Raw genomic sequence first — 25,466 nt, 5'->3', positions numbered from 1 at the left:
GGATGAGCATAAAGATCAGATGTGTTGCTGGTGTAATTATGCTTGATGGTTTGAACAGAGTGTTGCTGCAAAGAAGAGGGGATGATAACAACTGGTGTATACCTGGTGGTGGAATGGATCTAGGAGAGACAGTGGAAGATACTGCAAAGCGAGAGGTTTACGAAGAGACAGGACTCATTATTAAAGAAATGAAGCTATTTAATGTGTATTCTGGAGAGAGTCAGCATCATACATATCCTGATGGAAATGAATTTTATTTTGTGAATGTTGTTTATGTAAGTAGAGCATTTAAAGGAGATATATTAATAGATGGAGATGAAACAAAGGAATTAAAGTACTTTGGTATATACGAACTTCCTAAAAATCTCTCAAAGACGAATGTACCTGTTTTTGAAGATTTAATAAGAAGATTAAGTGAAATTAAGTAAATACACACATACTGATTATTCATTGACGACGACATCGCTTAACAACGAATTCCTACTTCGTTATTCGCCCTTGATCGCTAAGAAAGATTTTCAAGGAGATTAATCAGGCGATACATTCTGCTTGAACGTCTCGGGAACACCAAACGTTATCTGGAATGGTCGAAACCCAAATTACCTGAAAGAAGTGAAAGAATGCAGAAGGGTATTTTCACAAAGGAAGAGTTATTATTTAAAATCAGGCTACTCAGGAAGATGTATGTAAGCGGACTACTTGGTGGAGAAGTAATGCCTGAGGATGCTAATCCCGGTTTGCCGAAGGATTCGGCTTTGAACTACTTGTATTTTACTTTGCCAATGGCACTGAATTACCAACGGAATTCATACTCTCTTTGGTCATCTGCTTTAAGTGCTTATGTAGACTAAGAGACAAGGATCATATTTGAGCCAAAGACTGTTATCACCTTGGAAGAAAGTAAATTAAGAGAATTATTAATGAAACATAAAGTTGCTCTACAACCCAATAAGCATATCGCTACTTGGTTCAGATTATGCGAAACGATAACTAGGCGACTTGATGGGGATATTCGTAATTTATTTATTGATTGCAACTGGAATATACCTCAAATTTTAGAGTATATACAAAAGATCTACAAAAAGGAGTTTCCATACCTTTGTGGACCTAAAATATGCAATTACTGGCTGTATGTTATAAACAACTATACGGATGCAAAACTTGCTGGAACAGATTGCTTATCGATAGCTCCGGACACACATGTAATACAAGCAACTCTCCGACTGGGATTAATTGAGCAGAATCAAATACAGAATAATAATATTCAGAATATAGTAAATCAAAGTTGGAAGGATATTTTATTTGGTACTGAATTTACACTAATTGATCTTCATACTCCATTGTGGTTATGGAGTCGTAATGGATTTCAAGAGATTAGTTAGGAGAACCGATGCTGCCACGGCGACCCCTGGTAGAGACTTGATCTGTAGAGGCTTTTCAAGATAATGAATTTTCGGAAGGAAGAGGATCATTTTGGATAAACGATCAACATTTAATGAGGATGTGAAGAACTACGAAAAATGGAGACCGACATATTGTGATGAACTATTCAAAGATATTATAGCGTATTCTCAGATTGAGACAGGCAAGAAGGTTATTGAAATTGGTATTGGAACAGGCCAGGCAACAAGACCTTTTTTGGAAACAGGCTGTGAATTAACGGCAATTGAATTAGGAAGAGACCTTGCAGATTATTCAAAATTGAAGTTTTTAGACTATGATAATTTCACAGTATGCAACACTGCATTTGAAAAATTCGAATGTCCAGATGACAGGATTGATTTAATATATTCAGCTACCGCATTTCATTGGATTTCAGAAGAAATTGGTTATCCTAAAGTCTCGAAATTATTAAAAAGCAATGGAACACTTGCATTATTCTGGAACCGTCCATTTGTATCCCGAGAAAATGATGAGTTACATCTGAATATTCAAAGTATATATCAAAAATACAGACCTTCCAGTACCCAAATTATCGAGCATGATATTGAAACATATAATTATAGAAAGAAAATAATTCAGGCCTATGGATTTAGAGAGATTGTGTTCAAAATATATCATTTAACAAGAACCTTTTCTTCGTCCGACTATATTGCCTTATTAAATACATATTCAGACCATAGAACAATGCCATCAACTACGAGAATATTATTAGAAAATGAGATTAAAGAAGCGATTCTGCGTTTTGGGGATACATTATATGTTTATGATACTATCGATTTGTATTTAGCAAAAAAATGATTTGATCAGATAACATAATCACTATTTCTTTTTTTATTTAATCTTTTTAATAGTTCAGGAGTAACAAGTTAATACAACAACAGAATCAAATTTTGCACCTAACCAATTTGTTAAAAGCGATTTTCAAATACAAAGTAAAAGCAAAGATATAATTCCTTCTAAAATTAAATCCAAATTGAGGTGAGATTTTGAAAGATTTAATAGAAGAGATTAAACAGATCTATTCTTTAGAAACGAGTAGCCCATTTCCTTACGAAGATTTCAGGCAACTTCAGTCGGATTTTGCAATGGACTTTAAGGAGAATGTACCCAATGAGATAATAAATGCTGATTTTAGTACTTATATGATGTTTATTTATGGGCTTTCATCTGGTGGAATTATAAAGAAAATTGAAGATCCATTAGAGCGTTATAAGACGGAGGAATGGCTGAATAAATCGTTTTTCGAATGGTTTCCAAAGTATAGATTTTTAGAAGCATATGATTTCTCAAGTTATAAGGAATTGAATAAGGAATGGAACGTTATAGAAAAACTTAGACTAAAGCTTATTGAATTAATTAGACATAGGAAAAGTCATAAGGAGCCCTACAGTTCATGAAAAGACATATTTATTTATTCGCAATAATGTATCTTATTTTTAATGGGATGCAGTAAACTCGATTCTCTTACAACTAAACAAGAGGATAAACTAGTTATTGAACAATATTTCTATTCTCAAAATGAAGTTAGAGGGATATCAAATAAATGACTACAAATCTTATGAACTGGAAAGAAAATAGGAATGGCACTTCTACTCAAGTAAAGAAATTAATAAAATGCTGAAGAATATAATGTCAATATGATATGGTCATGGATTTCCACTTGAATAGAGAAGGAGTAAATCATGAACCTATCTGAAAGGTCAATTGCAATGGGAATCCTCCATGATGGAACAATATCATTAATAGATAAAACAGCAGACAAGCTAATAATAAAAGTTCATATACTATATTTAGCTCAGATGGTAGACAAAATATTTTACATATCAATTTTCAAATTGCTATAGTTGTTATTTTGTACCTTGGAATACCGTGGTAAGAGTAGATGATACATCAGAGATAACAGACCTAGAGTTAGAGATAAGCGAATCAGAGCCAGAAGGGGAATATATAAAAATAACATGTTTATGTGATAAACCAGGGATAGTAGGAGGATACTTATTTATTAATTCTGATCATCTAACGATATATGACCATTTAAATCAGGAATTAACATTTGAAGATATGATAATACTTGCAAACCGATATTGGAATAGCCCTAAATAGTTTTTCAAAATGATAAAGGCAGGGAGAATAATGACGGAGAGACAAGCCATTGATAAATTTGGTCAAGTAATTATGACTGACTTAAGAGATAACACAATTGATTTTTTTGAAGCATTAGTGAGGGGGAATTGGAAAGCACCAGGACTTCAGAGATTGCAGTCTGAACTAGGAGAATTGAATGAGAACCAAATCGGGTTAGTAAGAAGAATATTAATTAGAAGTATGGATACAGGGATTCATGATTTCTTATTTAAACTGCAAGAACAAGCTGATTTTGATAATGATATTGAAATTAAAGTACAAGGAATCGATATTATACAAGCGAGTGATGGTCTTCATAGAGAATTATTTACTGAGGATGGTTGGTTTGCTAACTACAGTAAATATGGAGAGATGAAAGAGCAGTGAGGGCGGTTGGCTATCGCTCCTACAGTTTCCAAGTTACCTTTCGTTCCTTTTCGCTTTTTATCATTTTTTTTCTGCTCTTAGAAGGAATTTTTCCTACTAATTCAAGGTTTCAACAAAGTATTATGTTAATCAGTGGGAATATCTCCCTCTAAATTCAGCTTTTAGCCTCAAAAATCCCCAATATGATATAACATTGTTACATTTAGAGGGAGTTTTTCCCTTTAAATTTTGATAATAAGGCTTTATTTATGATTTACAGGGAAATTTTCCCTCTAAACGTTATTTATCACAGGTTCAGGAGTCCTATCAGCATTTTAGACACAATTAGCGTTTAAAAACAAAAATAAAAGCCGCATTCACCGGAAAATAATCCAGGTGTTGCGGCCTTATGTAAATGGAATCAGAGGTTAATGATATTTAACAATCTTGATACGGGCCTCTTCCTCGTAGGTAAGTTGATTTCGGGATTGCGGAGTGTGTAGATGACGCTCTACGGAATATTCAATGTTATGGTAGTCTTCATCTCCGGAAGCCATCCAAGGCTGCCAAATTCCCGTTACCCAATTTTTAAGATCCTTAAGTCCTGCCAGCATATTCTCCATCCTCCTCGGGTGGTGCAATCATTAGGGTTTCGACTATTTTGGTTACGCTTACATTATAACATGAATATGGTTTTTTAAAAGGGGTGTCCACGAGAAAAACACAAATTAATTAGAATAAAATGCGTTACAAAAGGGTTCTGTGTTTACAGAGAAGAAAATTGTCTCCTTGTAGGAGACATCAGAATCTAAGTCGGAAGGGGTATTTGTTTGGGTTAAGGATCATAAATATCCAAGTAATTCTTGGGTAACATGTACTAAATGCGAAAGAGGGGTCACCTTTTAGGAAAGAGACACCGGATGAAACCCTAACCCTCCAGCATATCCATCAACAATTTGATAACTGTTCAGACATGTTGCTTCGGACCTTTCCAGAACTACATATAGATATTTTATATTTCACCAACTTGGTGGACAACAAGGCTTTTAGCAGCCTGATCCTTGAACCCTTCGCTAATATTCGGCAACAAGAGGTTGAACAATTATTGAAACAATCTCAATTTGTTGATGTCTTCCACTCCAAAGAAGCGGTTATCGGAATTTTAGACGGCAAGGCTGCAGCGTTTTATAGGAGTCAGGTCTTTCTAATTGACGGTCTCTGAAACCGAATCGGTGATAATAGGTCCCCATGATGCCTTTGTGGAATCTGCTGAGACCAATATTTCTCTAATTCGTCGAAGAATCAAAAGCTCGCATTTAAAAGTAGTTAAGTGTCTTGTCGGAGAAATTTCAAAAAGCAATGTCTTTATCCTTTATATCGAAGGTACAGCTAACATGGAGTTGTGGATGATATTACGCAGCGGATCAAAGGAATTGAAAATGATTGGGTAAGTGATGGAGGAATGGTGGCTCAATTAATTGAGGATAATCCCATTAACATTTTTCCGCAATTCCTGACCACAGAGCGGCCGGATTTTTTGAATTTTTCTCATCCCCGGATGATTATTATCAGCGATAGACCTTAGGGACTGCCCTACGGATCTTAAGATTCTCAGCACTGTTGGTAGCTATCGCCTTTACGGCATTGTATGTTTCCGTGACTACCTTTCATTATGAATACAAGCCCTTTTCAGCATTGGATGCAATGACACGAGAGGTTTTACAGAAGATCTTTTTGGATAACTGGCTGGCTCACCCGGCTACAACATTGTTTGTGACCCACGATGTAGATGAAGCGATTTCTTTAGGGCAGAAAATTATAGTTATGCCGTCAAACCAGAAAGACGCTCTGGAAATGATTGATAATCACACCGTATTTAAGATGAACCATCAGGACAAGCGGGACAGCAATGAATTTTTTGAGCAGACTAAGCGAATCAGAAGGGTAATGCAGGAGAAATGGTAAAGAAACGGCAGCTTCCTCACTTGGCCCTGTATACAACGCTATGGTACATCTGGGAGCACAGGAGATTGCGCTTAATGTTGGTTATAGTCTGGTTAGGATTTTTGCAGGTGTGGTACTGGCCTTACTTCTAGGGATGTTTATCGGTTTGCTCATGGGCCGCTCCCAGGCTTGGAATTAGCTGCTGGATCCTGTTGTTTATTTAACCTATCCCGTTCCCAAAATTGCGTTATTGCCCGTTGTAATGCTGTTCTTCGGTCTTGGTGAATTCTCCAAAATACTGATGATTATGCTGATTCTTCTCTTTCAAGTGATCATTTCTGTAAGAGACGGAGTGAAAGCAATTCCCGAGAATACTTACGATGTCTTAACCAGTATCGGAGCCAGCGCTGCTCAGAAATTTTGGCATGTGACGATGCCGGGTGCATTGTCCGTGATTCTTAGTACGATCCGAATATCACTCGGGACCGCGATATCCGTACTCTTTTTCACGGAGATTTATGGAACGGAGCACGGCATGGGCTTTTTTATTATGGATGCTTGGTTAAGGTTGGATTACGCAGAAATGTATGCTGGGATTATGCTGTTCAGTCTAGTAGGGTTTATGCTGTTTATGCTTGTGGACTATTTGGATTATAAGTTCATGCAATGGCGGTATTAACCAGCAGAGGGACGATATATTGACGGAATACATCTTTGGATGTGTTCCTTTTTTTGTTATCGGAAGTAATGACCACCACCAAATCATAGGACGGTACCACTACGATATATTGCCCGCCAAAACCAAGTGCCATGTGAAAAGGAACCTCAACGGACGGTTTAGCATCATTAGAAAAGGAAGATACCCACCAATGCCAGCCGTAGAACCCTTTATAAGGTTTATCCGCCTCTAGGTGAGGAGTTGTAGAGTGCTGTACGGTAGCAGGAAGAATGAGTTGACGGCCCTCCCAATTCCCTTGCTGTAGATATAAAAGGCCTAGTTTCGCCATATCCTTTGGTTTCAAATGCAATCCAAAGCCCCCGGTATGAGTCCCTTGCGGGTCCATCTCCCACCGATAGGCAGTAATCCCAAGGTACTGGAACAGCTGCTGCTCGGCAAATTTAGCTACAGTTTGACCCGAGGCTTGTCTCAAAATCGCAGCCAGCAACTGGGAGCATCCGGAATTGTACACCATTTTCGTTCCCGGAGGATCAGAAAGTGGCTGCGAAAGTACAAACTGAACCCAGTCTACACTTTTTGTCATTGTAGGGAAAGAATTAAGTCCGCCGAACTCACTCCATTGGAAGCCGGCTGTCAAAGTTAACAGGTGAGCAAGAGTGATATCACGTTTTCTGAACTCGTTATCCTCGCTGAGCTGAGGGAAAAATTCAATAATAGGTGTATCCGGGTGTGGAACAATCTGCTGATCCATGGCTATGCTGACTAAAGCAGATAGCATACTTTTCGTGCAGGAGTTTATTTTGTAGAGTTGATGCGCCAACTGGGGTTTACGATAATACTCAAAAACAGTGTTACCCTTATGGACGATCAGGCAGCTGCGTACATTTAGCTCTATAAGACTCTGGCTGAGCGGTTGCAAGTTCAAAGTGTGTATGCCGACCCCTCCTTAGGTTTTAATTACATTATAAACGTATTGGGAATAGGTTATTCGATTCCGTATCTTTATAACTTCTTCACAGCATCCAAATAAGTTCTTCACAACTTTGAGTTATGCTATATCCATAAGAACCAAGGAGGAGAACAATAATGAAAAAACTATGGTTGGGTATAGCGGCATTGGTGCTGGTTATGGGGATTGGTACAAGTGTCTATGCGGCAGGTGCCGATAAAGATGAAAGCTTCTTCGAAAAAATGCTGCCCTTTGCGAAGCAAATGCATCCTGATCTTACCGATACTCAAATCAAGGATATGGTAAATGACTGCCACTCTGGCAAGAATAAGGGTATGAGTGAAATGATGAACAATTCCAAGAATCGCAGTAATATGATGAATTTCTAATACAAGCTTGATAAGATAGACCTCGAAGGTAATAACGAGGTCTATCTTTTTGATTGGAGGGATAATGATCGTGAATGCAGGGACTATTCTAATTGTGGATGACGAATACGATATTCTTCAAGTAATCAAGGCCTATTTACAGAAGAATGAATATATTGTGTATGAAGCAGGTACCGGTACGCAAGCATTGGAGCTGTTTGACAATCTCCAACCTGATCTGATGGTACTTGATTTAATGCTGCCGGATATGTCTGGAGAAGAGGTATGCAGAACCATTCGCAAGAAATCCAACCTCCCCATTCTTATGCTTACCGCCAAAAGCAGTGAAGATGATATGGTTAATGGTCTACTAATTGGAGCGGATGATTATATCACGAAGCCCTTTAGCCCGCGAGAACTGCTCGCCCGTGTAACCAGTCTGTTAAGGCGATCACAGCTTCAGTTGAATCCGAAAGAGGAAGAGCATGCACTGAAATATGGAGGCGGGCGTCTATCTATAAATTCGGAGCTGCATGAGGTTCAAGTAGATGGGGAGACGGTGGCTCTGACACCAATTGAATTCAAGCTGCTAGAAGTATTGGCACGGCATCCCAAGAGAGCCTTCAGCCGCTACGAGCTGGTGAGTTTGATTCAAGGGGACGACTTTGAAGGCTTTGAACGGACCATTGATGTGCACATAAAAAATGTAAGACAAAAAATAGGGGATGATCCCAAGCGCCCCACATTTATTGCTACAGTTTTTGGAATTGGCTATAAGTTTCAGGTGCCAGCTGATGAATAAGGGCGGACTGAGAAGAAGACTGCTACTGTCTCATATGAGCGTGGCCTTATGCTCCTTGCTGTTTATCATGCTTTTGGTAAACTTGGTGATGACCATTTCATTCGGCAAATATGTTGAGAACCAGCAGAAAGCGGAAGCTGGTTTCTTGCTGGAAGATCTGAAAGAGTCATACAACACTACGGGTTCTTGGCCAATGGAGACGCTGATGTCGATCTCTCACCAGGCCATGCAGCGCAATTATTCCGTGAGTATTTACGATGCCGAAGGAAATGTAGTATGGGATACAGGGCGCATGGGGATGGAAATGGAGAGAGCCATGCGTATAACCGGGAAAAAAATGACCCGTTATCCGATTATCAAAGATGGGCTAACCCTGGGTACATTAGAAATGCAAGGGAACAGCGATGCGATGACTTTGCAAAATCGTAATTTTTTGCAGATGTTCAACAGGTTATCTTGGGGAGCCTTGATTTTAGTGCTTGCAGGAGCTTATTTATATAGCAGGTTTATAGCCGTTGGTTTAAGCCGACCACTTGTTCAAATTAAGAAGATTGCAGTGCGAATGAGGGAGGGGGATTTAGGTGAGAGAGTAATTCTGCCCATAAAACAAACCGAAATAGAAGAAGTAGGTCTGGCTCTTAACTATCTGGCAGATACCCTGGAACAGCAGGAGAAGCTTCGTAAGAATCTTACGGCGGATGTTGCTCATGAATTACGCACACCCCTTGCCACCATCCAAAGTCACATTGAAGCTTTTCAGGATGGAGTCTGGGAAGCAACGCCTGATAAATTGCAGGTCTGTCATAATCAAGTGATGCGTCTGGTGCAGCTCGTGAATGATCTGGAGAAGCTTAGTTCCGCAGAGAATCCTATGATTCAATTAAAGCAGGAAGAGTTGTGCCTAAATGAGGTCATACAGGATGCTATTCATACAGTAGTTGGGAGTCTGGATAACAGAAACAACTCCATCGTCTTCCATAAGCCGATGACCCTATATTTAACTGGAGATTATGAGCGTTTGCTTCAAGTTTTTGTGAATTTGTTGAATAACGCCTATAAATTTACTCAGGAAGGTCGAATAGAGGTGCAGATCTCTGAGGATCTATCCGGGGTCAATGTTACAATTACTGATACAGGTACGGGGATTTCTCCAGAGGAAATACCGTTTATATTTGAACGCTTTTACCGCGGAGATAAATCACGGAACCGGAAAACAGGTGGAGCGGGGATCGGTCTCGCCATCGTTAAGGCCATTGTGGAGGCTCATGGCGGAGAAATTAAGGTTCGAAGTGTGCTCAATGAAGGTTCTGAATTTAACATTCATTTTCCTAAATGATCTGTTATTGGGAATTGAAGTCTTCTTTGTCCTATTAAGGAGAAAGAAGGCTTTTTTTTGCTGTAATTTCCTGTCGCAAAGTAATTATGGAAAATTAATGAAATTATTATTATAATTAGAAGGATCCACAAAAAGGAGGATGAAATCTTTTGAAAAGTAATCGCACTCATTTTGTTCAACAGACAGCTAAAGCCGCATTAATTTCTTCCGTAGCTTTCGGACTGCTATTGCCAGCAGGAATTGCTGGAGCAGCTACAAGCAAAGAAGCTGTCACTGTAACCGCTCTTGCTGCAGCTTCCGGTGAGAAAACAGAGAAAACAGCTTCGGCCTCTGCTGATCCCGCAAAAGTTAAATTCACAAAAGAAGCAGCCATCGCCAAGCTAAAGGAACTGTTTCCTATCCTAAAGGATGCAACAGTATCCAACGTTCAATTAGGCGTTAGCAATGTGTATCCTGCACCTTCGAATCAAATGGTCTGGACTATCCAGTGGGAATACCGACTCGGAAATGGGGGATATGGCTTCTCAAGTTCAGTTGATGCCATTAATGGGGATTTATTAAATACATATATCTCCTATCCGCTCTTAGAAAATGAATCGTACTATCCACCTAAGCTTACAAAAGAACAAGCCTTGGAGAAAGCACAGGCCTTTATCTCCAAAGCTGCAGCATCCATAAAGAGCAGTGACCTGCAGTTGGATGAGAATATTAATAATCCGAATAATGGAGCCTTATTTGGCCCCATTCAATACTCCTTTAGCTTCCGGCTTCTAAAGAATGGTATCTATTCCACCGCGGACAGTATAATGATTTCAGTCAATGGAAATGGGGATGTAACTCAATTCTATAGACAGGGTGAGAATCTTGAGTATCCTAGTGCTAAGCCTGTCATCACTAAAGAACAGGCGGAGAAAAGTTTTGCCGACAGCTTTGATGTAGGGCTCTATTATGTTCCCGTCCGTAAGAACGGATTGGTGAATAACTGGGTTCTGGGCTGGCGCCCGGTAGAACAAACTCTACTTCCAATCGATGCACTCACCGGGAAGAGACTGGATAATGAAGGCAGCAATATGGCTGCTGTGCCGGTGACTTATACGGATGTACCGCAGGGCAAAAATTTGTTCAAGCCTAATAGCACGGGTAATGAGCTTACAGCGGAACAAGCAGCTATCTTAGTGAAAAGAATAGCTAATATTCCGGCAGATTACAAACTTATCAATCAATCTCTAGGGAATGACTATCAGAATAAGGATATGAAGGTTTGGAGATTGAATTGGAGCAATGATAGTCGATTTAATGGAGGTCCGCCTGCACAATCGTACGCTGAGGTAGATGCACAGACTGGTGAAATATTGCAGTTTATGGTAGATCAATATGCTTATGATGCCACTAAGAAACCGGCTGCTCCTCCCGCTGGAAGCAAGAAACTGACGCAAAAGGAAGCCAAGCAAAAGGCTTTGGAGCTTGTTAACCAAATGTATAACAAAGCAAGCACTAACCTGAAGTATGTGGAGCATGGCGGAACTTGGGAAGTGAATCCAGACAAAACCGGATACCGTTATCAATTTATTCAATTCTATAAAGGAATTCCTGTAGCCGACAGTTTTGTTACTCTTAATCTGGATTTATACGGAAACGTTAAATTCTTCAGCACCGCACGGAATATTGGGATTGAGAAAGTCACCCAGGAACCCGTTCCAGTAATTACGAAGAAAGAGGCCCTCGCAACCTACCAAAGCGAGTATAAATTGATGCTTCAGTATCACACGATTGGCGGATACATGATGTATAACAGCTACACCCAACCTAAGATAAAGCTCGTGTACTCCGCTACACCGCTGGATATCCAAAAATCTATGGAGATCATAGATGCAACAACGGGTAAAAGGGTGTCTGTCTATGAATTCTACGGAGTGAAGGGATCAACGGCTACAACCGATCTTAAAGGACACTCCGCAGAAAAGGAACTCTCAGAACTTGTGCGTTACAATGTGATTACCCCAGACGCGGATGGGAAAGTAAACCCAGATCAGGAGATAACCGTAGGAGATTGGATTACACTAATCGCAAAAGCCTCTACTCCTTATTTTGAAGGATATTATAACGGTGTCGAACAGAAAGCTGTGGCAGGTGTGAATCCTGAAAGCCCATATTATAGTGCAGTTGGTTTTGCTGTAGACCGCGGGTGGCTTAGCCGGGATGCTGTAATACAAACCGACAGCAAGCTTACCAGGGAACAACTGGCTGTCCTGCTGACCAGTTTTGTGAAATACAACAAAATCTCAGCTTTTCTGGATAAAGACAGCTCGATAAACCAATTCTCTGATATTTCTTCCATTAGTAATAAGGGAGCAATTGCACTTGTCGTGAAACTTGGACTAATGAAGGACGATAACGGCAAGTTTAACCCGCAACTGCTCGTAACCAAGGCTCAAGCCGCTTCCGTGATTATGAAGCTGGTGGAGCTTCAAGGAAAGACCGACCAGAAGATCGGTCAAAATAATTATGGTTACTAGTCTTCAAAGCTGCTGTAAAAGCTAAAAAACAAGCCAGTCTCCGGGTTATCGGAGACTGGCTTGTTTTCGTTTTATTTACTTTCCAAGCTGATCATCCACTTCTTTGATTGGATTCTCTTCAGAATGCTCTTCGGTCTGTTTGCTGCTCAAGAGCCATCCTAATGTAGCGATAAGAACGAGTACAACATAGAAGGTTACTTTCCACCAAGTACTGTGTGCGAAGTCTTCGGATAGAACGCCCAGTGATGGATGGGCCAAGGTAATAACGGCCAGCTTAATACCTACCCAGCCGACAATGAAGAATGCAGCTAACTCAAGACCTGGACGGGAATGCAACAGTTTTACGAAGAAGGACGCTGCAAAACGCATGATGACCAATCCGATGAATCCGCCGGCAAAGATCACGAGGAATTGTCCTCCATCTAGTCCCCCGATATTTGGGAGTCCACTTTCCGGAAGAGCAACTGCTAAGGCAACTGCTGCTAGAATGGAATCGACAGCAAAAGCTATATCTGCTATCTCTACCTTCAATACAGTAAACCAAAAGCTGGCTTTCTTTTTATTCACAGCACCATTCGTACCACTTTCAGCAGCTTCGTCTGTAGTCGACTTATTGAATAATACTTTTCGGAAAATATGATTTAAGGCGATAAATAACAGATAAATAGCACCAATGGCTTGTACTTGCCAGATGTCTACCAAGTAGGAAATGACGAACAATGAACCGAAACGGAATACAAAAGCTCCGGCTAAACCATAGAAGAGCGCCTTTTTTCTTTCCTCGTCAGGAAGGTGTTTCACCATAATCGCCAGCACAAGTGCATTATCTGCTGCGAGCAGTCCCTCGAGTGCTACGAGAACTAACAACACCCATCCATACTCCAATAATAAGCTAATTTCCATTGTTCTTTCGCCCCTTTTCGATTGAATATCCTTGCAGGATTTAAACCATACAGATATCATGACCAATTTTATATAAAAAAGACCTTTACCAAACAAATCAGCCTTTGGAATAAAGGACTAACTTGATTGGTAAAGGTCTCGCTAACAATAGTTGATTGCCGATAAAGCCGGAGAATATCCTCATATTCTCGTATTGACGACTTTATCTAACAGCTACTCCCCTTTACGGGATTATATTCAATTTAGTATATGAGTATTTAGTATTTAGTATTTGCAAGGATTTCTTAGGAAGATCATAACCTAGTTGAGAATCGTTGTCAACTTTCACTAGAAATAAACCTGAGGTGTCGTTCCATTAGATACATGTTGGAAACGGAAACATGATATGTATGAGTTAGATAACATAACACATAGTATGTCAAAACTGCAAACTTCATGAAAATACATGATTTTTTGCAGTAATGTTAATTGACGATAACAGGCGATGAAAATATGATGTAGCTATTAAAGGTAAATCAAGCAACTTTATGTCACTAAAGGTAACATTAACTATCGATTGTTTTCTAACAAAACATTTATTTAGGAGGTGGGAAAAATGGAGCCGCAGCTATCGTCGTGTCTATCAAATGAAGCGGAGGATGAGATTAGCCGACATCCTTGCTACAACGAGGAAGCCCACCGCTTTTTTGCCAGGATGCATATCCCGGTCGCTCCCGCCTGTAACATCCAATGCCATTACTGTAACCGCAAATTCGACTGTGTGAATGAAAGTCGGCCGGGTGTGGTAAGTGAGGTGCTTACCCCAACCCAGGCAGAGCAGAAGGTTAAGGGTGTCGCTGCCCAATTAATGCAGCTGTCGGTGGTAGGTATAGCTGGTCCTGGTGATCCGCTAGCTAATCCTGAGGTAACTTTCGATACCTTTGAAAGGGTTAAAGAGCATGTTCCCGATGTATCTCTTTGCTTGAGTACTAACGGATTGACGCTTTACAGGCATATTGAAGAGATTGTTAGGTTGGGTATCCGTCATGTGACGATTACCATTAACGCTATCGATCCTGATATCGGCCGCGAAATTTACCCTTGGGTATTCGATGAGGGAGTACGGTATGAAGGGAGAGAGGCGGCGGAGCTGCTGATCAGTCGCCAGCTTCAAGGGCTTGAATTGCTTGCGGCTCGTGGGATTCTAGTGAAGGTCAACTCGGTAATGATCCCGGGCATCAATGACCAACATCTTCCTGCAGTTTCCAAAAGAGTAAAGGAGCTCGGTGCAGAATTGCACAATGTAACACCGCTAATTATCGCACCGGGCAGCCAGTATGAACGTGACGGTCGTAAAGCACCCCGGCCTAAGGAATTGAACAATTTGCAAGAGATTCTCGGACGTGACGGCATGAAGGTTATGCGTCATTGCCGCCAATGCCGAGCGGATGCCATCGGGTTGCTTGGACAGGATCGGAATCAGGATTTTGTTCTGGAAAAGATGGAGGCGGATCCGGTAGTTAATGAAGAGGCCCGGGCCCAATTTCAAATGGAGTTAGACAACAAGATCCGCCAGCGAATGAAAGCCAAACAGCTGAAGCAAAGCAGCCTTCAAGAAGGCGGGCATACGACGAGAGTCGCTGTATCCACTAGGGGTGGAGACAAGGTCAATCAGCATTTTGGCCATGCCACAGAATTTATGGTCTATGACACGGATGGAGTGAATGTAAAACTCTTGGGTGTCCGAAAGATACAGGCTTATTGTCACGGTAAAGCCGACTGCAACGGTGACAAGGACGCCACTTTAAAGGAAATATGCTCGATATTAAGTGACTGCCGTATTCTTCTTTGCTCCGGTATAGGTGATGCGCCGCGTGCAATCCTGAACAAAACTGGTATTTTGCCGCTCGTCCGTAAAGGTGGAATTGAAGACATGATTTTGGAAAGTGTGAAGTACAGCTCTTATTTCGAAAATATGAACATATCGAAGGGATGATGAAAATGAGACAAATAGCTTTCTACGGTAAAGGCGGTATCGGTAAATCGACAACTTCACAGAACACTCTGGCTCAACTGGCTACCAAATACGGTCAAAAAACAATGATCGTAGGTTGTGACCCTAAAGCAGACTCCACTCGGTTAATTTTGAACACCAAGGCTCAAAACTCGGTACTTCAATTGGCTGCGGAAAGAGGAACAGTTGAGGATTTGGAACTTGAAGATGTAGTTCAATTAGGTTACGGCGACATTCTTAATGTAGAATGTGGCGGTCCGGAACCGGGTGTAGGTTGCGCCGGCCGCGGAATTATTACAGCTATTAACTTCCTGGAAGAGCAAGGTGCTTATGAAGGACTTGATTTTGTATCCTATGACGTGCTTGGCGACGTGGTATGCGGCGGGTTCGCCATGCCGATTCGTGAGAATAAGGCACAGGAAATCTATATCGTATGTTCCGGTGAAATGATGGCTATGTACGCTGCCAACAATATTGCCCGCGGTATTCTCAAATATGCCAACAGCGGCGGTGTGAGATTGGGTGGATTGATCTGCAACAGCCGTAATACGGACCGTGAGGATGAGCTCATCATGGAGCTGGCTCGACGCCTGAATACACAAATGATTCACTTTGTACCTCGCGATAATGTGGTTCAGCATGCTGAACTCCGCAGGATGACAGTAGCTCAATACAGCCCTGAGCATCAACAAGCCAAAGAATACGAAATGCTGGCCGAGAAAATTCTGAACAACAAAATGCTCACCATCCCAACCCCGATCACCATGGAAGAATTGGAAGATTTGCTGATGGAATTCGGTGTTATTGAGGACGAGGAAACAGCTATCAAAAAAATGCAAGCCGCTTCAGGCCAATAATTTAGGATCATCCGGTGAATAGGAGTGGAGAGACGGCTATTCACCGGATTGGATCAGTAAAAAGGAGGGTCCATTATGGGATTAGATATCGAAGCAAATAAAAAAATTATTGAAGAGATGCTTGAGGCCTACCCGGATAAAGCGCGGAAGGATCGGGAAAAGCACTTTGAAATCAATAATGAAGAACTTATAAACTGTGGTAAATGCTCTATCAAATCAAATATGAAATCGCGTCCTGGCGTTATGACCCAAAGAGGTTGTGCCTATGCAGGTTCCAAGGGCGTTGTATGGGGCCCGATTAAGGATATGGTTCATATCAGTCATGGTCCGGTAGGCTGCGGACAATACAGCTGGGGAACACGCCGGAACTATGCTAATGGAACATTGGGCATTGATAATTTCACCGCAATGCAGGTTACAAGTGATTTTCAGGAAACGGATATTGTATTCGGCGGGGATAAGAAGCTGGAAGTCATCTGCCGTGAGATCAAGGAAATGTTCCCATTGGCCAAAGGAATCTCCATTCAATCCGAGTGTCCGGTCGGCCTGATTGGAGACGATATTGAAGCTGTATCCAAAAAAATGTCTGCTGAGCTTGGCATACCCATCATTCCGGTTCGCTGTGAAGGCTTCCGCGGTGTAAGCCAATCGCTCGGTCATCATATTGCCAATGATGCAATCCGTGACTTCCTGATGGGTAAGAGAGAACTTGCCGAATGTGGTCCTTACGATATCAATATTATCGGAGATTATAATATCGGCGGCGATGCATGGGCCTCACGTATTTTATTAGAGGAAATGGGTCTGCGTGTTATTGCGCAATGGTCCGGTGACGGTACAATCAATGAATTGGCCATCGCCCATAAGGCGAAGCTGAACCTGATCCACTGCCACCGTTCAATGAACTATATGGTTACTACCATGGAGAGGGAATACGGTATTCCGTGGATGGAATATAATTTCTTTGGTCCTACCAAAACAGCTGAAAGTCTGCGGGCTATTGCTGCACTGTTTGATGAGCATATTCAGGAAAATTGCGAGAATGTGATCGCTAAATATACACCGCAAATGGATGCCATTATCTCTAAATTCAAACCACGTCTCGAAGGTAAAAAAGTGATGCTGCTAGTTGGAGGCCTGCGCGCCCGTCATACACTAGGCGCTTACGAAGATCTGGGTATGGAAGTTGTAGCTACAGGTTATGAGTTCGCTCATAAAGATGATTATGAGAAGACCTTCCCTGAGCTTCCGGAAGGAACGATTATTTATGACGATCCAACGGCTTATGAGCTGGAAGAGCTTGCGCAGAAACTGGATATTGATCTGATGGGCTCAGGCGTGAAAGAGAAATACGTGTACCACAAAATGGGTATTCCTTTCCGTCAGATGCATTCCTGGGATTATAGCGGTCCGTATCATGGTTATGACGGGTTTAAGATCTTCGCCAAGGATATGGATATGACGATTAACAGTCCTGTATGGAATTTGATCAAACCAAGCAAGACAGAACTGCTCCATAAAGAGGAGGCGGGCGTATGAAGGACAAAATAGAAATTTCAGACCATAATTCATTATTTAAGTCCGAACCCTATATTAAACAACGTGAAGGTAAAAAGGCGTTCGAGGCTCCTTGCAGTGAGCAAGAAACCATGGAAGCTCTAGCCTACTCGAAATCGTCAGAATACAAGGACAAGAACTTTGCCAGGCAATCCTTGGTGGTTAATCCTCATAAAGCCTGTCAGCCGCTCGGAGCTCTAATGGCAGCACTGGGATTTGAGAAAACATTACCGTTTATTCACGGATCTCAAGGGTGTACCGCCTATTTCCGCAGTCACTTGAGCCGCCACTTCAAGGAGCCGGCTCCGGCTGTATCCTCTTCTATGACTGAGGATGGAGCTGTATTCGGTGGAATGAGCAACCTCATTGATGGTCTTGAGAATAGTGTGGCTCTTTATAAACCGGAGATGGTTGCTGTATCAACAACCTGTATGGCTGAGGTTATCGGGGATGACCTTCAGGCTTTTATTTCTAACGCGCGCCAGAAAGGTGCTATCTCGGAAGATCTGCCGGTACCTTATGCCAATACACCAAGTTTCTCGGGCTCTCATATTACAGGCTACGATTCAATGCTGAAGTCAATTATCAGCACATTATACAATCGTTCCGGCATTCAAGCTGTTCCCGGCAGCGGCGAAACGACTGGGGAGAAGTTGAACCTAATTTTAGGATTCGAGCCGTATACCGGAAATTTTGCGGAGGTTCGCAAAATCCTGGCCGCTTTTGATACAAAGTACACCTTCTTGGGTGACCATAGCGGTAACTTTGATTCACCGGCTACAGGAGAGTACTCCTATTATTACGGGGGCACAAAGCTCACGGATGTACCGAAAGCGGCGAATGCCCTGGGTACACTTTCATTGCAGAAATATTCCGTCAAAAAGACGATGGATTATATCAAAGGCACATGGAAGCAGCAGACCCTTTCAATGTCAACACCGATAGGAATTACAGCAACCGACCGGTTAATCGAAGCCATAAGTGAACTTACAGGGCTTCCGATCCCCGACGAACTCGTGGATGAACGTGGACGTGTTGTTGATGCTCTGACCGACAGTCATCCTTACCTGCACGGTAAACGTGTGGCATTGGTTGGTGATCCCGATTTGTTAATCGGTCTAATTCAGTTCTGCCTGGAAACCGGTATGGAGCCTGTTCATATCGTTTGCTCTAACGGAGATAACGGCTTCAAAGAAGAAGCTGAGGCATTGCTTGCAGCTAGTCCATACGGTGCTGAGGCAACTGTATATATCGGCAACGATCTGTGGCATATGCGCTCCTTGCTGATTGACAATCCTGTGGATCTTGCAGTGGGAAGCTCCCATCTGAAATACGCCGCCAAAGACGCCGGCGTACCCCTGATTCGTGTAGGCTTCCCTGTGTTCGACCGTCATCATTTGCACCGTTATCCGATCATTGGTTATCAAGGTGCTTTGAATCTTCTTACAACCATTGTGAACACCATCCTGCAAAATTTGGACGAGGATTCCTCCGGCTTCAATCACGATCTAGTCCGTTAGCCAACGATAGTATGGGCCGCGAGCCTTGATGTCCCAGCGGCCAGTGACCCGCTGGAACAGTGTCTTATTGTTGAGTGAGCCGTTGGGGTTGGTCGTTATGTTTAAAATTTTGGTTATGGAGTCACGGAGAGGAATTTTTGGAGCTGGAGGAGCGTAGTGTCCGCCTTTGTTCCCAGATTTCTACCGTGTAACGGTTAGAATCAGGAAATCTGGGAACAACAGCGGCCGGAAGTCCAAACATTACTCGTAGTGACGGCTGATAACCTGGCTTTAAAGGATAAGGAGCATTCAGTTACAGCGAAGGAGGTTAACGATGGAGCCCATTCGAAAAGATGAGTTAGAAGCGAAAGATTGCGGAAGCCAAGCTCCCAAATCCAAGCCCTGTCCAAGGCCCAAGCCTGGCGAGGCGGCTGGAGGCTGCTCCTTCGACGGAGCTCAAATCACCTTGCTTCCGATTATGGATGCTGCACATCTTGTACACGGCCCCATTGCTTGTGCCGGTAACAGCTGGGAGAGCCGGGGCACCCTTTCAAGCGGTCCCTCCCTCTCACAATACGGCTTTGCTACGGACCTGAATGATAATGATATTATTTTTGGCGGAGAGAAGAAACTGAAGGATAGCATTGACTATATTGCCGGGCGCTTTGCGCCTCCGGCAATATTTGTATATTCCACATGTGTAACGGCGCTGATTGGTGAGGATATGGATGCTGTATGTAAAGAAGCGACAGGGCGTCTTGGAATTCCGGTTATACCTGTCAACAGTCCAGGGTTTGTAGGCAGTAAGAATCTGGGGAACCGGCTGGCAGGTGAAGCGCTCCTTCAATATGTAATCGGTACAGGGGAGCCTGAGGATAATATTCCGCTCGGTGTGAATCTGATCGGTGAGTATAATATTGCGGGTGAGATGTGGGATATTGAGAAGCTGATGAACAGTGCAGGGATTACACTAATGTCTCGAATAACAGGGGATGCCCGGTACAAGGAAATTACATGGGCGCACCGTGCCAAGGTGAACATGGTTGTTTGCAGCCGGGCATTGTTGGGTTTAGCCAAAGCGATGGAGTCTAAATATCATATTCCTTACTTCGAAGGCTCGTTCTACGGAGCCAAGGAAACGACCTATTCCTTGCGTCAGATGGCATTTCTGATGAACGACCGCGAGATGGAGCGTAGGGTAGATCGGTTGACGGAGCGTGAAGAAAGCCGCTTGATTCAAGATTTGCGACCTTACCGTAAGATACTAAAGGGGAAAAGAGCGGTGCTTTATACCGGCGGAGTCAAAAGCTGGTCGATTATATCCGCACTCAAGGAACTGGGTATCCAAGTGGTAGGTGTCGGTACGAATAAAAGTACAGACGATGATATAGCCAGAATTGCTGAGCGCGTAGGCGACGATACTGAATTTATTCCTGAAGGCGGGGCCAGCCGCATTCTCAAAACCGTAAGAGATCGCAAAGCAGATATTATGATTGCTGGCGGTCGGAACATGTACGTTGCGATGAAAGAACAGATTCCCTTTGTAGATATTAATCAAGAACGGCATAGAGCTTATGCGGGTTATGAAGGCTTGCTGAGGCTTGCGAAGGAAATGACGTATTCCCTTGCCAATCCGATCTGGAAGCTTGCATCGAGTCCTGCGCCTTGGGATAAGGAGGTGCCTTATGACCGTTAGTAAGAGGAGCAAACCCGCCTCAGTGAATCCACTCAAAATCGGGCAGTCTCTCGGAGGGGTTCTAGCGCTTCAAGGTTGTTACCGAGCTTTGCCGATTATTCACGGACCGCAGGGTTGTTCTGCTTTTCCGAAAGCATTATTAACCCGCCATTTCCGAGAACCTATTGCTGTCCAGACCTCCGCTTTGCAGGAGATGGACGTTATCTTTGACGCTAACCGCAATTTGGAAGAGGCATTGAATACGATACTGACTAAGCATCGCCCTGATATCATCGGCATTATTGGAACGGAACTGATGGACGTTGCCGGGGTGGATTACCAATCCATGCTGAAGTCTTACAAAAGGGAAAGAAATCTGCGCGGAGGGCTTGCTTTTTCAGTGACCCTGCCGGATTTCATCGGCTCCCTCGAATCCGGATTTAGCGGGACGGTGGAAGCGATGGTCGATGAATTGATTCAGCAGGCAGGACACCGGAACCAAAGAAGTGTGAACTCCCGTCAAATCACCTTACTGCCAGGTTCGTTTCTCACACCGGGTGATGTTATGGAGATAAAGGAAATGATTTCGGCTTTTGGATTTGAGGTGATCACGGTTCCGGATATATCAACTTCCTTATCAGGTCATCTTTTGACAGGGTTCTCTCCTTTGACCAGAGGAGGTGTACCGTTGGATTCTATGCTGCAGAGTCTGCAATCCGGACTTACCATTGCCATTGGAGGCAGCATGGAACGTCCGGCAAGAAGGCTCCACAATGCTATTGGCACACCCTATAAAGTATTTCAAGGTGCAATGGGTCTTAAGGCAACGGATGATTTACTTCATTTTCTACACCAGATCAGCGGGGAACCAGTGCCGTTACGCTACTGTTGGCACCGTGAGAATCTGTTGGATAGTATGCTGGATGCCCATTTTCAATTTGCTGGAATGTCAGTAATAGCTGCGCTGGAACCGGACCATTTGTACTCTGTTTCCCAGTGGCTGGAGGAGTTGGGTGTGGAGCAGAAGGCGCTTATTACTTCCTGTGAGACTCCGGTGGTATCAGGAATGGAGCGGGAGGTATGGGTAGGTGATCTTGATGATGCGGAGGTTCTGGGGAGTGGCGCTGATTTATGGATCAGCAGCTCCCATGGTCTAGCAGGAGCTGAACGGATCGGTGCTGCATTTATGCCGGCAGGTTTTCCAGTGTGGAACGAGCTGGGTGCTTATATGTCAACTTCTGCGGGCTATAGGGGTGCGATGGATTGGACGAATAAAGCAGGTAATTTGCTAATACGAAGGGAGGCGGGGCGCCGTGAAAGTAGCGTTCGCCACAGATGATGGAATCCGAGTAAATGCACATTTTGGGCAGAGCCCGATGTTCGCTGTCTATAATGTTACGAAAAGTGGTGGGGAGCTAATGGAGCTTCGCAAGCTGCCGGATGTTCTGTTCCAGGATGAAGCGGGTAGGATCGATAGCCGCCTGGAAGCGGTGGGTGATTGTACTCTCATTTTCTTAATGCAGATTGGTGCTTCTGCTGCTGCCCGGGTAACGCGCCGCAAAATCATGCCAGTGAAGGTGCCGTTTGGCAGCCCGGTAGATGAACAGGTGAAACGACTTGTTGAGATGCTGCAAGGAAAGCCGCCGATGTGGCTGGCTAAGGTGCTGCGCTTAGAAGAGGAAGGGCAGGAAGGAACGGAAGGGGAGGATTTGAATGGAACCGATGGCTAGCCAAGATATTGCGCTTGCGGGTAGATTTTTTCAGGAAAGCGGAGCTAATAAACGCCGCAGTCGTACAACCGCAAGGGGACAGGATTTGGATCAAGCCACCGTGGAGGCCTTTACCCGCCGTTTATGTAATCTGTTGGACACCGAGGACTTCTTTGGCCGCCATGCCGCACTGTCTAATCCGGAGAAGATCGAACGTTTATTTCTGGCCTCGCCTGAAGACAAGACTCAATCTGATTTTAATTGCGCGGTTTCTCCAAAGGTACGCCTACAAGTACCTCTATTATTTCAGGCAGTAGCTGGTGTGATGGAGGAAAAGAGCGGTTCGATTATCCAGAGTGCAGCCGAGATCAATGGAGAGGGCTTCGGCCGGGCGTTGCTATACAGCGGGCGTATTATTTTAGTGATAAAAAGCCTTCGTGCAGGGTTCCCCTTCCCGTTCACTTCACAGGAAAAAGCGATCCGGTATGGAGTATCCTGTGTGGAGGAAGGGCTGACTTTTTTAGAAAAATATAATCACATGACAGCTCTCCACGGTTCGTTTAGCCTAGAGGGTTAACTGCGGATCATACATCAGTCACAGGGGGGAGCAGGATGGAGCAGCAGCTTGCCGGAGGGTTGGAGTTGGAACGGTATGCCCGACAGTTGAAGCTCCTTGGGGAGAACGGTCAAAGAGCACTCAAGGAAGCTACGGTAATGATTGCCGGCATTGGCGGTCTGGGCGGGACCGCTGCTTTGTATTTAGCGGCAGCAGGCATCGGGAAACTTATCTTGGCCCACGAGGGCATCATTCTTCCGCCGGATCTGAATCGGCAAATTTTAATGGACAGTGAACATTTAGGCATGGAACGGATGAGTACGGCAATTAAGCAGTTGAAGCGGCTTAATCCTGACGTTGAAATAGAAGGTTATAATTCCAAGATTGAGTCTGGAATAGCAAGACCTTGGGTAGAGAGTGCTGATATTGTAATCGATGCTCGATATGATTTTCCAGAAAGGTATGAATTGAACCGTCTTTGTGTACAGACCGGTACTCCTATGGTAGAGGCGGCAATGTATGGCTTTGAAATCTCTCTAACGACGATACTTCCGGGTGTAACTCCGTGTCTTGAATGCCTTTATCCGGATCAACAGCCTCAGTGGGAACCCTTCGGATTTCCGGTTTTGGGAGCTACCTCCGGGATTGCGGGTTGTCTGGCAGCCCTCGAGGCCGTAAAATGGGTTACAAGGGTAGGGACAACTTATGCGGGCGTAATGCATCGCTTCAACTCACTCGACTTCGCCTGCTATAGCGTCCGAATTACCCGTAATCCGAATTGCGCTTGCTGCGGAGAAGGAGGTAAACCGTGAAAAGTCTCAAGCTATGTGACACGACACTTAGGGACGGTGAACAGGCGGCTGGAGTTTCATTCACGCGGGCAGAAAAACTGGAAATCGCAAAGTTGCTGTCGGAGAGTGGTGTAGAGCAAGCAGAGGTTGGCATACCTGCAATGGGCAAGAGAGAGCAAGAGGATATAGCGGCGATTGCGGAGCTAGGTCTTCCTATGAAGATGATGACCTGGAATCGGGCAATGACCAGCGATATTGACAAGGCTTGGCATACGGGCGTGAACTGGAGTCATGTATCCATTCCAGTTTCAGAAATCCAACTGCATGGGAAGCTGGGAATTAGCGAGTCGGAAGGACTAACTAGACTGTTACGGGCAGCTGAATATGGTCTGCGGCTAGGGATGATAGTATCCGTGGGGATGGAAGATTCCTCACGGGCGAGGATGAGCTTTCTTGTAGAACTGGTGAACTCGTTGTACAAAGAAGGTATCCGTTGGTTTCGATATGCGGATACGGTATCTGCCCATCATCCGGGCGAAATGGCTGAACGGGTCCGTACTCTGCTTGGAGAAGTACCTGCGGATGTAGAACTTGAGGTACACTGCCATAATGATTTTGGGCTTGCTACTGCGAATACGCTGAGTGGAATTGCCGCCGGTGCAACCTGGGCAAGCACCACCATTGCAGGCATAGGTGAGCGTACCGGCAATGCCGCGATGGAAGAAGTGGCACTGGGTTGGCGATATCTATACAAGGGGCAGTGTGCTGTTCGTCCGGACATGTTGAAGAGGTTGGCGGACACGGTGATAGCTGCCTCCGGGCGTAGCGTTGGAGATGCCAAACCAATCGTAGGGGAACTGGCTTTTACTCATGAATCCGGCATTCATGTCGACGGACTCATGAAGGATACGGCGACGTATCAGACCTTTGATCCCTCAGAAGTTGGCAGGTCACACCACTTTGTGCTCGGCAAACACTCGGGCAGCGGGGGGATATCCCATGCACTGAGTAATCAAGGTCTGGAAGTAAATGCTGAACTGTCGGGCCGTCTGCTGGAACGGGTTCGCGAATATGCGGAGATCTACAAGCGTAACGTCCCGGAAGCTCTACTAATAGAATGGTTCATGGAGGAGCAGGAACAGTCCCGGGATGTTGTCTGATAGAATTAATTGTCTAATAGAAGTAACAGGGTTGTTTTACAGGACGTTTGAGTCTTGTGAACCAACCCTTTTTTATTGGGCAGAGAATGAAGATCGCCCTCGGATGATGCTGGATTCCACCAAATGAGATGTAAAAGTGCAATTGATTGGTGGCCCACGGTACCCATAGTTTTGAGTTGGATCCAAATTCCCCTTATTGCCGTAATAACAAATTTGTTCACTCTCGGCAGAATGTTCAC

General features: G+C 43.8%; 25 protein-coding genes and 1 pseudogene. 23 read left to right on the top strand and 3 right to left on the bottom strand.

Going from position 1 to position 25,466, the window contains the following annotated elements; all coding sequences use genetic code 11:
• The first annotated feature begins 2 nt into the window (after positions 1-2).
• The 6 genes from PWYN_RS27275 (at position 3) to PWYN_RS27255 (ending at position 3,954) form a co-directional block, all read left to right on the top strand.
• A complete protein-coding gene (locus PWYN_RS27275) occupies positions 3-428 on the top strand; it encodes an NUDIX hydrolase (RefSeq protein ID WP_205622798.1) in 426 nt (141 codons plus the stop codon).
• A 192-nt stretch (positions 429-620) separates the two neighbouring features.
• Positions 621-851: a hypothetical protein gene (locus PWYN_RS28410; RefSeq protein ID WP_052088452.1), complete on the top strand. Its 231-nt coding sequence runs from the start codon at positions 621-623 to the stop codon at positions 849-851.
• A 69-nt stretch (positions 852-920) separates the two neighbouring features.
• Complete coding sequence (locus tag PWYN_RS28405; protein ID WP_052088450.1) at positions 921-1,382, top strand: hypothetical protein; 462 nt, start codon at positions 921-923, stop codon at positions 1,380-1,382.
• A 91-nt stretch (positions 1,383-1,473) separates the two neighbouring features.
• Positions 1,474-2,241, top strand: a complete 768-nt coding sequence (locus tag PWYN_RS27265; RefSeq protein WP_036658543.1) for a methyltransferase domain-containing protein — start codon at positions 1,474-1,476, stop codon at positions 2,239-2,241.
• 188 nt (positions 2,242-2,429) lie between these two features.
• The gene (locus tag PWYN_RS27260) at positions 2,430-2,840 is read left to right on the top strand and encodes a YxiJ family protein (protein WP_036658538.1); all 411 of its coding nucleotides are present in this window, start codon (positions 2,430-2,432) and stop codon (positions 2,838-2,840) included.
• 736 nt (positions 2,841-3,576) lie between these two features.
• Positions 3,577-3,954, top strand: a complete 378-nt coding sequence (locus PWYN_RS27255; RefSeq protein ID WP_036658534.1) for a hypothetical protein — start codon at positions 3,577-3,579, stop codon at positions 3,952-3,954.
• Positions 3,955-4,361: 407 nt separating this feature from the next.
• Here the strand turns inward: PWYN_RS27255 and PWYN_RS27250 are convergent, their stop codons facing one another.
• Positions 4,362-4,547, bottom strand: a complete 186-nt coding sequence (locus PWYN_RS27250) for a hypothetical protein (RefSeq protein ID WP_036658530.1) — start codon at positions 4,545-4,547, stop codon at positions 4,362-4,364.
• Positions 4,548-5,165: 618 nt separating this feature from the next.
• On the opposite strand from PWYN_RS27250, the pseudogene PWYN_RS30765 reads away from it, so the two are divergent.
• The 3 genes and pseudogenes from PWYN_RS30765 to PWYN_RS27230 all read left to right on the top strand — a co-directional run bounded on the left by PWYN_RS30765 (position 5,166) and on the right by PWYN_RS27230 (position 6,556).
• Positions 5,166-5,518: pseudogene (locus tag PWYN_RS30765) on the top strand (spore germination protein).
• A 35-nt stretch (positions 5,519-5,553) separates the two neighbouring features.
• Positions 5,554-5,898, top strand: a complete 345-nt coding sequence (locus PWYN_RS30220) for a hypothetical protein (RefSeq protein WP_169744155.1) — start codon at positions 5,554-5,556, stop codon at positions 5,896-5,898.
• Positions 5,899-6,076: 178 nt separating this feature from the next.
• On the top strand, positions 6,077-6,556 hold the full coding sequence (locus tag PWYN_RS27230; protein ID WP_338049248.1) for an ABC transporter permease: 480 nt from the start codon (positions 6,077-6,079) through the stop codon (positions 6,554-6,556).
• Here the strand turns inward: PWYN_RS27230 and PWYN_RS27225 are convergent.
• On the bottom strand, positions 6,537-7,490 hold the full coding sequence (locus PWYN_RS27225; RefSeq protein WP_036658521.1) for a serine hydrolase domain-containing protein: 954 nt from the start codon (positions 7,488-7,490) through the stop codon (positions 6,537-6,539). The genes PWYN_RS27230 and PWYN_RS27225 overlap by 20 nt on opposite strands.
• Before the next feature lie 152 nt (positions 7,491-7,642).
• Here PWYN_RS27225 and PWYN_RS27220 point away from each other — a divergent pair, with 152 nt between their 5' ends.
• The 4 genes from PWYN_RS27220 (at position 7,643) to PWYN_RS27205 (ending at position 12,527) form a co-directional block, all read left to right on the top strand.
• The gene (locus tag PWYN_RS27220) at positions 7,643-7,894 is read left to right on the top strand and encodes a hypothetical protein (RefSeq protein WP_036658519.1); all 252 of its coding nucleotides are present in this window, start codon (positions 7,643-7,645) and stop codon (positions 7,892-7,894) included.
• Positions 7,895-7,958: 64 nt separating this feature from the next.
• Positions 7,959-8,675, top strand: coding sequence for a response regulator transcription factor (locus tag PWYN_RS27215; RefSeq protein ID WP_036658515.1), 717 nt, complete (start codon positions 7,959-7,961; stop codon positions 8,673-8,675).
• Positions 8,668-10,011 (top strand): sensor histidine kinase, encoded by a 1,344-nt coding sequence (locus PWYN_RS27210; RefSeq protein WP_036658513.1) that lies wholly within the window; start codon positions 8,668-8,670, stop codon positions 10,009-10,011. The genes PWYN_RS27215 and PWYN_RS27210 overlap by 8 nt, the downstream gene beginning before the upstream one ends.
• Before the next feature lie 149 nt (positions 10,012-10,160).
• Positions 10,161-12,527, top strand: a complete 2,367-nt coding sequence (locus tag PWYN_RS27205) for an S-layer homology domain-containing protein (RefSeq protein WP_036658510.1) — start codon at positions 10,161-10,163, stop codon at positions 12,525-12,527.
• A gap of 75 nt (positions 12,528-12,602) precedes the next feature.
• Here the strand turns inward: PWYN_RS27205 and PWYN_RS27200 are convergent, their stop codons facing one another.
• The gene (locus PWYN_RS27200) at positions 12,603-13,430 is read right to left on the bottom strand and encodes a TerC family protein (RefSeq protein ID WP_036658507.1); all 828 of its coding nucleotides are present in this window, start codon (positions 13,428-13,430) and stop codon (positions 12,603-12,605) included.
• Positions 13,431-14,025: 595 nt separating this feature from the next.
• Here PWYN_RS27200 and nifB point away from each other — a divergent pair.
• From nifB to PWYN_RS27150, 10 genes are all read left to right on the top strand, one after another.
• On the top strand, positions 14,026-15,405 hold the full coding sequence (nifB, locus tag PWYN_RS27195; protein WP_036658505.1) for a nitrogenase cofactor biosynthesis protein NifB: 1,380 nt from the start codon (positions 14,026-14,028) through the stop codon (positions 15,403-15,405).
• Positions 15,406-15,410: 5 nt separating this feature from the next.
• Positions 15,411-16,280, top strand: a complete 870-nt coding sequence (nifH, locus tag PWYN_RS27190; RefSeq protein ID WP_084146959.1) for a nitrogenase iron protein — start codon at positions 15,411-15,413, stop codon at positions 16,278-16,280.
• Between the two features lie 75 nt (positions 16,281-16,355).
• Complete coding sequence (gene nifD / locus PWYN_RS27185) at positions 16,356-17,819, top strand: nitrogenase molybdenum-iron protein alpha chain (RefSeq protein ID WP_036658497.1); 1,464 nt, start codon at positions 16,356-16,358, stop codon at positions 17,817-17,819.
• On the top strand, positions 17,816-19,357 hold the full coding sequence (gene nifK, locus PWYN_RS27180; RefSeq protein WP_036658494.1) for a nitrogenase molybdenum-iron protein subunit beta: 1,542 nt from the start codon (positions 17,816-17,818) through the stop codon (positions 19,355-19,357). Before nifD ends, nifK begins: the two co-directional genes overlap by 4 nt.
• 313 nt (positions 19,358-19,670) lie before the next feature.
• Positions 19,671-21,032 carry a nitrogenase iron-molybdenum cofactor biosynthesis protein NifE gene (nifE, locus tag PWYN_RS27175; RefSeq protein ID WP_036658491.1) on the top strand — a complete coding sequence of 454 codons (1,362 nt, stop codon included), beginning with the start codon at positions 19,671-19,673 and terminating at the stop codon, positions 21,030-21,032.
• Positions 21,022-22,350 (top strand): nitrogenase iron-molybdenum cofactor biosynthesis protein NifN, encoded by a 1,329-nt coding sequence (gene nifN / locus PWYN_RS27170; RefSeq protein ID WP_036658488.1) that lies wholly within the window; start codon positions 21,022-21,024, stop codon positions 22,348-22,350. The genes nifE and nifN overlap by 11 nt, the downstream gene beginning before the upstream one ends.
• Complete coding sequence (locus PWYN_RS27165) at positions 22,325-22,741, top strand: NifB/NifX family molybdenum-iron cluster-binding protein (RefSeq protein WP_036658485.1); 417 nt, start codon at positions 22,325-22,327, stop codon at positions 22,739-22,741. Before nifN ends, PWYN_RS27165 begins: the two co-directional genes overlap by 26 nt.
• On the top strand, positions 22,725-23,297 hold the full coding sequence (locus PWYN_RS27160; RefSeq protein ID WP_036658482.1) for a DUF269 domain-containing protein: 573 nt from the start codon (positions 22,725-22,727) through the stop codon (positions 23,295-23,297). The genes PWYN_RS27165 and PWYN_RS27160 overlap by 17 nt, the downstream gene beginning before the upstream one ends.
• A 35-nt stretch (positions 23,298-23,332) precedes the next feature.
• Entirely contained in the window at positions 23,333-24,088 is a 756-nt protein-coding gene (locus PWYN_RS27155) for a HesA/MoeB/ThiF family protein (RefSeq protein WP_036658480.1), read from the top strand.
• Positions 24,085-25,227, top strand: coding sequence for a homocitrate synthase/isopropylmalate synthase family protein (locus PWYN_RS27150; protein WP_036658476.1), 1,143 nt, complete (start codon positions 24,085-24,087; stop codon positions 25,225-25,227). Before PWYN_RS27155 ends, PWYN_RS27150 begins: the two co-directional genes overlap by 4 nt.
• Positions 25,228-25,466: the final 239 nt, after the last annotated feature.

Origin of the sequence: Paenibacillus wynnii (genome assembly GCF_000757885.1) — a bacterium.
GTDB lineage: Bacteria > Bacillota > Bacilli > Paenibacillales > Paenibacillaceae > Paenibacillus_AQ > Paenibacillus_AQ wynnii.
This window is presented reverse-complemented; position numbering and strand designations above follow the sequence as displayed.

Excerpts from the sequence above, each read along its gene's own strand:
- PWYN_RS27200 (WP_036658507.1), bottom strand. The coding sequence starts at position 13,430 with ATGGAAATTAGCTTATTATTGGAGTATGGATGGGTGTTGTTAGTTCTC.
- PWYN_RS27275 (WP_205622798.1), top strand. The coding sequence starts at position 3 with ATGAGCATAAAGATCAGATGTGTTGCTGGTGTAATTATGCTTGATGGT.
- PWYN_RS27155 (WP_036658480.1), top strand. The coding sequence starts at position 23,333 with ATGGAGCAGCAGCTTGCCGGAGGGTTGGAGTTGGAACGGTATGCCCGA.
- nifK (WP_036658494.1), top strand. The coding sequence starts at position 17,816 with ATGAAGGACAAAATAGAAATTTCAGACCATAATTCATTATTTAAGTCC.
- nifD (WP_036658497.1), top strand. The coding sequence starts at position 16,356 with ATGGGATTAGATATCGAAGCAAATAAAAAAATTATTGAAGAGATGCTT.
- PWYN_RS27255 (WP_036658534.1), top strand. The coding sequence starts at position 3,577 with ATGACGGAGAGACAAGCCATTGATAAATTTGGTCAAGTAATTATGACT.
- nifB (WP_036658505.1), top strand. The coding sequence starts at position 14,026 with ATGGAGCCGCAGCTATCGTCGTGTCTATCAAATGAAGCGGAGGATGAG.
- PWYN_RS27220 (WP_036658519.1), top strand. The coding sequence starts at position 7,643 with ATGAAAAAACTATGGTTGGGTATAGCGGCATTGGTGCTGGTTATGGGG.
- nifE (WP_036658491.1), top strand. The coding sequence starts at position 19,671 with ATGGAGCCCATTCGAAAAGATGAGTTAGAAGCGAAAGATTGCGGAAGC.
- PWYN_RS27215 (WP_036658515.1), top strand. The coding sequence starts at position 7,959 with ATGATCGTGAATGCAGGGACTATTCTAATTGTGGATGACGAATACGAT.
- PWYN_RS27210 (WP_036658513.1), top strand. The coding sequence starts at position 8,668 with ATGAATAAGGGCGGACTGAGAAGAAGACTGCTACTGTCTCATATGAGC.
- PWYN_RS28410 (WP_052088452.1), top strand. The coding sequence starts at position 621 with ATGCAGAAGGGTATTTTCACAAAGGAAGAGTTATTATTTAAAATCAGG.
- nifN (WP_036658488.1), top strand. The coding sequence starts at position 21,022 with ATGACCGTTAGTAAGAGGAGCAAACCCGCCTCAGTGAATCCACTCAAA.
- PWYN_RS28405 (WP_052088450.1), top strand. The coding sequence starts at position 921 with ATGAAACATAAAGTTGCTCTACAACCCAATAAGCATATCGCTACTTGG.
- nifH (WP_084146959.1), top strand. The coding sequence starts at position 15,411 with ATGAGACAAATAGCTTTCTACGGTAAAGGCGGTATCGGTAAATCGACA.
- PWYN_RS27250 (WP_036658530.1), bottom strand. The coding sequence starts at position 4,547 with ATGCTGGCAGGACTTAAGGATCTTAAAAATTGGGTAACGGGAATTTGG.
- PWYN_RS27160 (WP_036658482.1), top strand. The coding sequence starts at position 22,725 with ATGGAACCGATGGCTAGCCAAGATATTGCGCTTGCGGGTAGATTTTTT.